The sequence below is a fragment of the Brunnivagina elsteri CCALA 953 genome (assembly GCF_002289455.1).
Lineage (GTDB): Bacteria > Cyanobacteriota > Cyanobacteriia > Cyanobacteriales > Nostocaceae > Brunnivagina > Brunnivagina elsteri.
Map to the genome: position 1 here is coordinate 1 of NZ_NTFS01000286.1, position 8,598 is coordinate 8,598.

The 8,598-nt window shown below is 42.0% G+C and carries 10 protein-coding genes and 1 pseudogene; 10 read left to right on the plus strand and 1 reads right to left on the minus strand.

Features of this window, described 5'->3' with window-relative positions; all coding sequences use genetic code 11:
• Positions 1 to 107: 107 nt before the first annotated feature.
• From petC to CK510_RS21240, 10 genes are all read left to right on the plus strand, one after another.
• Entirely contained in the window at positions 108 to 644 is a 537-nt protein-coding gene (gene petC, locus CK510_RS21195; RefSeq protein ID WP_095723593.1) for a cytochrome b6-f complex iron-sulfur subunit, read from the plus strand.
• A gap of 51 nt (positions 645 to 695) precedes the next feature.
• Positions 696 to 1,097 carry a NifB/NifX family molybdenum-iron cluster-binding protein gene (locus tag CK510_RS21200; protein WP_095723594.1) on the plus strand — a complete coding sequence of 134 codons (402 nt, stop codon included), beginning with the start codon at positions 696 to 698 and terminating at the stop codon, positions 1,095 to 1,097.
• A 112-nt stretch (positions 1,098 to 1,209) separates the two neighbouring features.
• Positions 1,210 to 1,710, plus strand: coding sequence for a rhodanese-like domain-containing protein (locus CK510_RS21205; protein WP_095723595.1), 501 nt, complete (start codon positions 1,210 to 1,212; stop codon positions 1,708 to 1,710).
• Positions 1,711 to 1,750: 40 nt separating this feature from the next.
• Complete coding sequence (locus CK510_RS21210) at positions 1,751 to 4,387, plus strand: sigma 54-interacting transcriptional regulator (protein ID WP_095723602.1); 2,637 nt, start codon at positions 1,751 to 1,753, stop codon at positions 4,385 to 4,387.
• Positions 4,388 to 4,428: 41 nt separating this feature from the next.
• Positions 4,429 to 5,370, plus strand: a complete 942-nt coding sequence (cysK, locus tag CK510_RS21215; protein ID WP_095723596.1) for a cysteine synthase A — start codon at positions 4,429 to 4,431, stop codon at positions 5,368 to 5,370.
• Between the two features lie 11 nt (positions 5,371 to 5,381).
• Positions 5,382 to 5,921, plus strand: coding sequence for an NUDIX hydrolase (locus tag CK510_RS21220; protein ID WP_095723597.1), 540 nt, complete (start codon positions 5,382 to 5,384; stop codon positions 5,919 to 5,921).
• 128 nt (positions 5,922 to 6,049) lie between these two features.
• A complete protein-coding gene (locus tag CK510_RS21225) occupies positions 6,050 to 6,268 on the plus strand; it encodes a MerR family DNA-binding transcriptional regulator (RefSeq protein WP_095723598.1) in 219 nt (72 codons plus the stop codon).
• Positions 6,223 to 6,573, plus strand: coding sequence for a beta-lactamase hydrolase domain-containing protein (locus tag CK510_RS21230; RefSeq protein ID WP_158224940.1), 351 nt, complete (start codon positions 6,223 to 6,225; stop codon positions 6,571 to 6,573). The genes CK510_RS21225 and CK510_RS21230 overlap by 46 nt, the downstream gene beginning before the upstream one ends.
• 34 nt (positions 6,574 to 6,607) lie before the next feature.
• Positions 6,608 to 6,850, plus strand: coding sequence for a thioredoxin family protein (locus CK510_RS21235; RefSeq protein WP_095723600.1), 243 nt, complete (start codon positions 6,608 to 6,610; stop codon positions 6,848 to 6,850).
• A gap of 12 nt (positions 6,851 to 6,862) precedes the next feature.
• A complete protein-coding gene (locus CK510_RS21240; protein ID WP_095723601.1) occupies positions 6,863 to 7,861 on the plus strand; it encodes a permease in 999 nt (332 codons plus the stop codon).
• An 85-nt stretch (positions 7,862 to 7,946) separates the two neighbouring features.
• Here CK510_RS21240 and CK510_RS21245 read toward each other — a convergent pair.
• Positions 7,947 to 8,297 (minus strand): annotated as a pseudogene (locus CK510_RS21245) (IS4 family transposase); the annotation flags it as partial.
• Positions 8,298 to 8,598: the final 301 nt, after the last annotated feature.

Genomic DNA, 8,598 nt, shown 5'->3' on the forward strand with positions numbered 1-8,598 from the left:
GTCGCAAGACACTAGAAAAGATTGCTTAAAGTTACACCGTGGACTTTACTAGGTTTACCTAGATTTTTAGAAGCGGATGCACTCATCAACTATTAAGGAGATCCATAATGGATACTAGTATTCCAATCGAAAGTCCATCCCTATCAAGACGGCAACTGCTCAACTTTATTACCGGAGCAACTGTTGCTGCCGTTGCGGGTGCTGCGCTCTATCCTGCTGGCAAATTCTTTATTGCTCCAGTAGAAAAAACAGGGGCAGGAGGAGCCATTATTGCTAAAGATGTGTTGGGGAACCCAATCCCAGCCACACAAATTTTGGCAGAGGTGCCAGGAAGTCGTGCGCTGGTTGCAGGTCTAGGCGGTGAACCCACTTACTTAATCGTTAAGGAAGATCACACCCTAGACAATATTGGAATACTTGATAACTGTACCCACTTAGGCTGTACCTTTCCCTGGAATCCAAACGATCAACAGTTCCAATGTCCCTGTCACGGTTCTCGCTATGCGCCAGATGGAACTGTAGTACGGGGACCGGCTCCCCTCCCTCTCAAAATCTTCCATGTTGCCGTCATTGACAATAGCATTTTGATCTCACCCTGGACAGAAACCGATCCACGGACTGGGGAAAAGCCTTGGTGGGTCTAACAATTCCAAATCGCCAATCAACCCTCTCAAACTCAACCAATCAGAAAGCTCATGAAAATTGCTGTTTCTAGCCAAAACCAGACTAATGTGACTGCCCACCTTGGGCGCTGCCAGAAATTCTGGGTCTACGACGTGGACGAAACCACCATTCAAAACAAGCAGGTGTTACAACTCACCAAAGACCAGAGTTTTCATGAGAGTTCCCCGAAAGACTCTCATCCACTAGATACAGTGCAAGTCCTGATTAGCGGCAGTATGGGACGTGGGTTAGCACGTCGTCTGGAATCTAAGGGGATTCAGCCCGTCATTACCTCTGAAACTGACCCAGATACGGCTATAACGACATATCTTGCAGGTTCTCTGGTGGTTAGCACGCCAGAAGATCATGCCCATGACCATGAAGCGGGAAATGACCACGAGGGTGAGTGTGGGTGCAATCAGGAAACAATCTAGGGGGGAATTAGTTGGGTTTGCCCTCATCCACTTATTTGCGGCATTTTTAGCATGGGGAACTAGACTGTTTTCGTTTTAACCATCAAGGATAATCACAGAGAAATATTAAGCAATGAAAATCAGACATTTTTCAACTGTAATTTTATTGAGTTTTTACGTACTAATTTATACATTTTTTGGTGTTTATGACGCATCAGCTTTAGCATCCCCCTTGTCACAAACCCAGAAAATCGCAGTGGTATCTACTTCCGATGTTGATCTGAAAATAGCAGTAGATAGTTATCTCAAATCCATCCCTGGAGACTATTATACGGTAGGGAAAGTGGAAGGGTTGAAACAGTTGCTCAAACAAGATAAAGTTTTTTTGGTGGATGTGAGAGAGCCTTCTGAGTACGCATTGGGTCATATTGGTGACGCTATCAATATTCCCCTGCGGACATTGGCTCAAAACCTCGACAATATTCCCAAAAAACAACCTGTAGTAGTTTACTGTTCCTCTGGTTATCGTTCCGCAATGGCAGTCATGTCTTTACACCTGTTGGGCTATGAGAATGTGCGAGGTTTCCCACCCAGTATGAATGGCTGGAAAGCAGCAAATCAAGATAATTCATAATACTCGCTATACGGGAAATACAATAACTAGGAATGTAGTAATGAAAACTAGTCAGGTGCAACTACTACCTCTACAACCCGTCATCAATGGGGAGTTACAAAGTAATGAACAAGCAGTTTTAGAATGTGCTGACTGGTTGAGTTTTCACAGAGTTTGGGGACAATTGCGTCAAGAGGTAATTAATGCGATCGCTCAATCTCTGCAAACTATAAAAGTAGAAGCAGATACCGAAATTTATCGCCAGGATTTACAACCTGTGGGCTTGTATCTACTGAAATGGGGTTCGGTAGAGATTTATCGTCAATCCCGTATAACTAAAACCCACATTACCTATCGCAATGCAGGTGATGTTTTTGGCTATGTGCCATTAGTAGAACAACAGGCGAATGCCACCTATCGTGCTGGTGCGATCGCGCTTTCTAAAAGCGAAATTTGGTTTCTCGGACGGGATAATTTTCTCCAACTCCAACGTAATTATCCAGAGATTCAAGGTGTTATCAATAACTTTCTTGCCCAAGACTTAACCAATTTTGCCCAACGCATAGCTAAAGAACAAGCCAGGATTCAGGGGCTACAAAGTTATATTCATCCGGTACCAATGGACGAGTCAATCATTGGTGAGAGTAAAGCCAGTCAAAAACTACAACAACAAGTTCAACAAGCAGCAGTTGATTTAAAGCCTGTGATTTTGCAAGCATCACAGGGTAGCGGTAAAACCTTTATTGCTGGGTTCATTCATGCTCATTCAGGGTTACACAATCGACCCTTTGCAGAAATTGATCTAGCTCAGTTACCCCGTGATGAAGCGGGTTTAATTAATACAGATAGCATCTTTGGCAAAGCAGACCAACCGGGTATAATTGAACTTCTGGAAAGAGGTACATTGTTGGTTGATAACGTTCAATTATTGCAGAAAAAAGAACGCGAACGCCTAATTGATTATTTAAAAACTGGTAAACTACAAACCAATGTAGAAAATTCACCCCCCCTCTCTTCTTGGGTACGTCTAATCCTCGCTAGTCCCAGTAAAATTAGTTTGAATGATGTAGAAGCCCATCAAATCAAGCTGTTTCCCCTCCCCCAACGCAAACAGGACATCCCGGATTTTGCTGCATATTTCTTAAATAAATTCTGTCGGGAAAGCAGACGAACTCTTCTAGAACTCAATCAAGCTGGTATCCGTCGCTTAATTAGTTACGACTATCCAGCCAACTTAGTGGAACTCGAAAGCATTCTTAAACGTGCTGTCGTCATGACACCCCCGGAAGAATCCGTAATTCCAGAACAAGTATTATGGTCAGTGGAATCGAAAAAAAATGCCTTTCGAGTCGATTTACTCAACCAAATACCCTGGTTACGCCGATTTCTCCTAAGTAAATGGTGGCCTGAACGCTTCTGGATAATGATGATGGCGATTTTCATCCCTGTCACCATTATGGGCTATCTTGGACCACAGACCAGGGATGCCAGTGTGACTCTGAACTTTTTTTGGGCATGGTGGTGGCCCTTTTACCTATTATTATTTCCCATTGCAGGTCGTCTGTGGTGTGCTGTCTGTCCGTTTATGATTACTGGGGAATGGCTGCGAAAAATATCTCTGTGGATTTACCCCCGCAAATTATTACCTTGGCCTACAAAATGGTTAAATAAATGGGGTGCTTGGCTACTCTGGGCTGGTTTTGTCGCCATTTACCTATGGGAAAAACTCTGGGATTTACCCCATACTCCTTATCTTTCAGCCTCGTTATTATTAATCATCACTGGTGGAGCGGTAATTGGTAGCATAATTTATGAGCGTCGCTTGTGGTGTCGCTATCTTTGTCCCATTGGTGGTATGAATGGGATGTTTGCCAAACTGTCGATGGTGGAATTGCGTTCAACTCAGCAAGTGTGTGGCAGTCAGTGTAGTACATTTCCTTGTTACAAAGGTAGTATTGATCCTAGCCCAGTAAACTTTGCTGATGCTCTCCCCACGGAAGGACAAGCTACAGATGGGTGTCCCCTCTACTCTCATCCTGCACAATTAAAGGATAATCGAGATTGTGTTTTATGTATGACTTGTTTAAAAGCTTGTCCCAATCGCTCTGTGCAGATTAATTTGCGTTTTCCTGGGACTGATTTATTGGAAAATCATCAAGGTTTCTGGGCAGAAGCTGCTTTAATGTTGTTGCTATTCGGTGGAGTATTTATGCATTATTCCCACCGAATTTTGGGTTGGTTTAGCTTTGATAATATTCCCCTGAATTCTGAGCATTTACTAACTGCTATACCCGTGGTGACAATATTATTAACTATTCCCTTTGTTAGCACTTATTTCACCCACAAAATTGCCAGGATTATTGACCAGGAAATGCCAGATTATCTAACTGTAATCTATGCTTACTTGCCTATGACTCTAGCAGCAAATTTAGCTTATTACATCCCTTCTGCAATTACGGAAGCGGGAAAAATTATTCCTGTAATTGCTCGAACTATTGGATACAGTGGTGCAGGTTTACTTACTCTAACTTGGAGTATGGATGTAGCGAATTTTCTACAAGGTGTGACTCTGTTATCTATTCTCATTTTCAGCATTTATCCTTTAGTCAAAATTACCAAACGCCCATTCCTTAGTAACCTACCTCATATATTGTTAATGTTTGGGTTTATTGTCGTATTTTTCCAACTCATGTTTTAGAATATGCAGATTAAAAATCTCATTAACAAACTATAAAATTTATGCCAATTTATAACAATATAACCGAAACCATCGGTCACACTCCCTTAGTAAAGCTACAAAAATTACCTAAAAGCGCAGGCTGCGTCGCTAATATCGCCTTAAAATTGGAAGGGATGAATCCTGCTAAATCGGTCAAAGACCGCATTGCTATCAGTATGATTACTGAGGCAGAAAAAGCTGGTTTAATACAGCCAGGAGTTTCTACAATTATTGAGGCGACTTCTGGTAATACTGGTATTGGTTTAGCAATGGTTTGTGCAGCCAAAGGATACCGCTTAATCCTCACAATGCCAGAAAATATGAGCCGGGAACGTCAGCAAATTATTCAGGCTTATGGTGCTGAGGTTGTCACTACTCCCGAGGCAGAAGACATGGCTGGTGCTATATCCCACGCTAACGAACTCTTAGCCAGTATTCCTAATGCCTTTTCTCCCCAACAATTCAGCAATCCTGCTAACCCGAAAATTCACTACCACACTACCGGACCAGAAATTTGGCAGGATACAGAGGGACAAATTGCAGTATTTGTAGTTGGTGTGGGAACAGGGGGAACTTTGACAGGTGCTGGACGCTATTTGAAACAGCAAAATCCCCAAATCCGGATTATCGCAGTTGAACCTGCTACTAGTGCTGTTCTCAGTCATCAGTCTCCCGGATTACACAATATCCAAGGTATTGGTGCAGGCTTTGTTCCGGATGTGCTGCGGGTGGATTTAATTGATGAAATTATTACCGTGACTGATGAACAGGCTTATGAAATAGGTCGTCAACTTGCCCGTAAGGAAGGGATTCTTAGTGGTATTTCTACAGGGGCGGTTTTGTACGCAGCATTACAAGTAGGAGGCAGACCGGAATATCAGGATAAACTGATTGTGGCTGTTCAAGCAAGTGCTGGGGAACGATATCTTAGTACCCCGATGTGGGATGAATACAATAATTAAACAGATGAATTATGAATACAGGTTGGCAAACTCAGGACAGATTCTTGGAATTGCACTCCCAGTGGTTGACAGTAATTGGCGAACATCTCCAGGATGAAACAGGACAAATCCTGGAATATTGGCGAGTGGAAAAAGCAGACTCGGTAATTATTTTACCAATTCAAAACCAACAGTTAATTTTACTACCACCAACCTATCGTCCAGGACTGGGAGAAAAAACTCTCGATTTTCCTGGTGGCAGGGTTCCAGAAGGTGAAAAAGCTGTGACAGTCGTACCCAAAATTCTTCAACGAGAATTAGGAATTCCAGCAGAAACTATTTCCCAACTGACTCCTTTAAATTCTCAGGGTTGGGCTGTAAATAGCTCTTTCTCGAATCAGAAGTTGTTTGGTTTTGTTGCTGAACTACAACCCACTGTACAGATTCCTGCAAATTTTATCGGAGCAATTTATCCGATTAATCATGATAGTATTGTATCTTTACTTAATACATTGATTTGCTTGCAATGTCGGGCTATGTTATTAGAGTGGTGGTTTGAGCTAACACAATGAGATGTGTCCAAATAAGTTTAGCAAAACCAGCGAGCGACGTAAGTCGCGTTAATAATTTCGTTTAGAGGTATTGATAATACAGGATAGGATTTAGCATTAGTTTACTGGATTGCTATGGAGTCATACCAATGTTCAAAATGGGAAAAGTTTCCCGTATTTTAGGGATCAATTCCCAAACGCTGTATTTTTACGAGCGCATTGGATTAATACCACCACCCCAGCGTACTGAAGCTGGATATCGAATTTTTAATCAATTAGATGTAGATCGACTGCTCAAAAAGGCTACAAGACTATCATTGATTTGTGTCCTGCGGCTGAAGGAAATCAGCTTGATGCCTCAATGGTGAAAGAACAGGCTTTGGAATATGTCAGTGTTCCCGTTTCACCCAAAAACTTGACCGTCGAAACACTAGAAGCCTTTAAACAAGCGGTGAAAGCATCCCCTCAACCGATTTATACTCGCTGTGCCTCTGGATTACGGGCTGGAGTATTTACCTTATTGGTATTGGCAGAACAAGAAGGTTGGACAGAGGCGCAATATCTTGAACAATTTCAGACTTTGGGAATTGAACAGAAGCCAAACTGTCCTCTAGGAAGTTTTGCTCATACTTACTTTGAGCAAAAGAAAAAAGAGAATCTGGCAGTTAACTGAACTGAATTAGAGAATACTAAAAAGGAGTTATGTTATGAATGCTATCAAAATTGAAATTTTGGGTACAGGCTGCAAAAAGTGCCAACAGTTAGAGGCAAATGCTAAAGAAGCTGTGGCAAATCTTAATTTAACTGCTGAAGTTTCACATATTACCGACCCAATCGAAATTGCTAAACGAGGTGTGATGTCTACTCCCGCTATAACAATCAATGGCAAAGTTGTCAGCAAAGGTCAAGTAATCAGTGTCGAACAAATTCAGCCCTTATTGCAGCGTTAAAGAGGCAAAGTTATGTTCGATCCATTTTATCCGTTTGATTGGTTGGCAACCCAGATTGTCACCCAACTCTTGGGCTTGTCGATTTCATCGCATTTAGGATCAAGTCTGCACTTCTTTCTTTACGATGTGCCAAAAGTCCTAACATTACTGATTGTAATTAGCTTTATTGTTGGGACATTTCAAAGCTTTTTAGAACCAGAGCGCGTTCGTTCTTTGCTAGAAGGAAAGCGCACTTTTGCAGGAAATATTTTGGCGGCAATGGTAGGAATCGTCACACCATTCTGTTCTTGTTCTGCGGTTCCTTTGTTTATCGGCTTTTTGGAAGCAGGTGTACCTTTAGGTGTGACCTTTTCCTATTTGATGGCAGCGCCAATGGTAAATGAGGTTGCTGTTATCCTTCTCTGGGGATTGTTTGGGTTAAAGGTGACGCTAATCTACATTGGCTTTGGCGTGGGTTTAGCGATCGCCTCTGGATATATCATCGGACTCATGAAATTAGAAAAATGGGTAGAACCCTTTGTTTGGGAACTGCAAAAATCTCTTCAAGCAATACCTCTAGAAGGGGAAGACAACCTAGAACCAGTTGCGTTAGCCTGGGGACAAAGATTTAAGCAAGGATGGTTCCAATCCAGCGAAATTGTGCGATCGGTTTGGCTTTATGTGGTGGGTGGAATTGCGATCGGTGCAGGGATTCATGGTTATGTGCCGACAGATTTTATTACCCAATATGCAGGCGCGAATAATCCTTTTGCAGTGCCGATTGCAGTAATTTTAGGTGTTCCACTCTATGCGAATATTGCGGGTGTAATGCCGATTACTGAAGCTTTAGTAAATAAAGGAATGCCTATGGGTACAGTTTTAGCTTTCACAATGGCGGTAACAGCACTATCTCTTCCCGAAATGGTGATTCTCAAAAAAGTGCTACGACCCCAATTATTAGCCGTATTTATCGGGTTAATGACAGTTGGTATTATCAGCATTGGCTATATATTTAATGCTCTACTTCTGTAACTCAATGTGGGTTTTATAAACGCACTTTACGCCGCGCCAAGCAAAGATACAAAGTTTATGGTATGGGGCAATACCTTCGCCAAATTTATGAACTGGTAGAACAAGGATCGGCAGGGTGGATACGTCCTAAATTGGTAACTCTGTGAAAAATATTTGCGAGTAAAACTGGGTCTGGTTTTTCCGGAAGGAGTTTTATAGTTTCCTCAACATATTTATAGCCTCGGAACATTGCCTTAAGGTCTGTAATACTAAAATCAGGGTTAAATTTACGGAAGTGAGAAAGCAAAACTTGTGAAACATTAACCATGAAAAATGCCAGATTTGCAGCATTTGTTACTGCATTTTTGCCAACATTCATAAAGTCTTCGAGTCCCCAAAATTGTTTAGCATCACGAAAATTAAATTCGATTTGAAACCGCAAGCTATATTCTTCCACTCATCGCTAGCATTGCCGATATAATTCTGCTCCAACGTCTCAAAGTTGTTCTGGTCGTATATCGTTGCAAGCATTCTAACAGTGCTAATATATCTGGCATGGGCTTTCCGTAGTAGAGTTATTGTTTACCACAACCACAACTCAAGAACCACAGAAAGCCCTCTTTATTTTGGCGAAGGTATTGATGGGGATGAATTGCTGTTCAAGCTAAGGCTAAATCAATTGGGTGCAGCTCTTTTAGAAAGACGAAGAATGACGTTTAGATAGCCATTGTGACCGTGGGAGCAGTAGTAGAACAGCG

What these genes read in the sequence shown, in the direction of transcription:
- petC (WP_095723593.1), top strand. Translation starts at nt 108, where the DNA reads ATGGATACTAGTATTCCAATCGAAAGTCCATCCCTATCAAGACGGCAA.
- CK510_RS21200 (WP_095723594.1), top strand. Translation starts at nt 696, where the DNA reads ATGAAAATTGCTGTTTCTAGCCAAAACCAGACTAATGTGACTGCCCAC.
- CK510_RS21205 (WP_095723595.1), top strand. Translation starts at nt 1,210, where the DNA reads ATGAAAATCAGACATTTTTCAACTGTAATTTTATTGAGTTTTTACGTA.
- CK510_RS21210 (WP_095723602.1), top strand. Translation starts at nt 1,751, where the DNA reads ATGAAAACTAGTCAGGTGCAACTACTACCTCTACAACCCGTCATCAAT.
- cysK (WP_095723596.1), top strand. Translation starts at nt 4,429, where the DNA reads ATGCCAATTTATAACAATATAACCGAAACCATCGGTCACACTCCCTTA.
- CK510_RS21220 (WP_095723597.1), top strand. Translation starts at nt 5,382, where the DNA reads ATGAATACAGGTTGGCAAACTCAGGACAGATTCTTGGAATTGCACTCC.
- CK510_RS21225 (WP_095723598.1), top strand. Translation starts at nt 6,050, where the DNA reads ATGTTCAAAATGGGAAAAGTTTCCCGTATTTTAGGGATCAATTCCCAA.
- CK510_RS21235 (WP_095723600.1), top strand. Translation starts at nt 6,608, where the DNA reads ATGAATGCTATCAAAATTGAAATTTTGGGTACAGGCTGCAAAAAGTGC.
- CK510_RS21240 (WP_095723601.1), top strand. Translation starts at nt 6,863, where the DNA reads ATGTTCGATCCATTTTATCCGTTTGATTGGTTGGCAACCCAGATTGTC.